Source organism: Brevundimonas sp. GW822-FHT03E11, assembly GCF_058801445.1.
Genome location: NZ_JBXANG010000025.1, coordinates 1 through 850 on the forward strand (window position 1 = coordinate 1; position 850 = coordinate 850).

At 58.4% G+C, this 850-nt stretch carries 1 protein-coding gene; it reads right to left on the reverse strand.

Annotated elements, in window-relative coordinates:
* Positions 1-28: 28 nt before the first annotated feature.
* Entirely contained in the window at positions 29-361 is a 333-nt protein-coding gene (locus AC1RKE_RS16030) for a nucleoside triphosphate pyrophosphohydrolase family protein (RefSeq protein WP_395942411.1), read from the reverse strand.
* Between the last annotated feature and the right edge of the window lie 489 nt (positions 362-850).

An 850-nucleotide genomic window follows, 5' to 3' on the forward strand; every position in this document is an offset into this window, starting at 1 on the left:
TTGCAAACCCCGACAACCCCAGCTCAGATCAACCCAGGACTCTCGTTATGGCTGGATGAGAAACGGGGGTCACGTCAAGGTGACCGGCGACGGCGCTTAGATGGAGGCCGCCGCGTCTTGCGATCGTGGCGAGGTACCAGAGGACGTCGCCGAGCTCCTCGGCGACCTCCTCAGAATATGCGGCTGACGAGGCGTGGTTACGCTGCTTCTTTTTCAGTGCGCTTAGCAGGCTCCCAGTTTCTCCGAATAGACCGAGTAGCGGAAAATCCAAAGGCTGGTTGTCTACACCACGATCTGTCTTCGCCGCTTGGTCCACATAGGTGGAGATTGTGAGGGTTGCGTACTTTTCCTCAGCATCCATGGCGAACCCCTGATTGAAGGTTCACCTCTCGTCGCGTGATTCTCACTGATCGGCGAGCTTTGTTATCCAAGGCTGTGACCATCTGTCTGCGTTCGCCAACTGACTTCGGCCTGTCCGAAAGCTGACGCTGTCAAAGACTGCGTAGAGTCACAACGCGAATTCTTAACCGGTTGCCCTGTCTGGCAGTGGGACCAGCAGTTCTGTTCACTTCGTGGCTTTGCGGTTCCCCTCATCCCGCAACTTCTGCTCGTTCACCGGCGTCGATTCCTGATTGCCAAGCTTCTCAATCGTCAGTAGGTGTTGATGCGTAGGGGGACGTTCAATGCGCTATGTGGCTCGGGGTGTCGCTGTCGCGTCCGCGATGGGCCTTTCGGCGGTCGTGCTCTGTCCGGCCGGCGCTCAGGCTCAGGTTTCGACGACCTACACCTATGACGCCCTGGGCCGTCTGAAGACGGTGACCAACGCGGGCGGGGCGACAGTGACCTATGC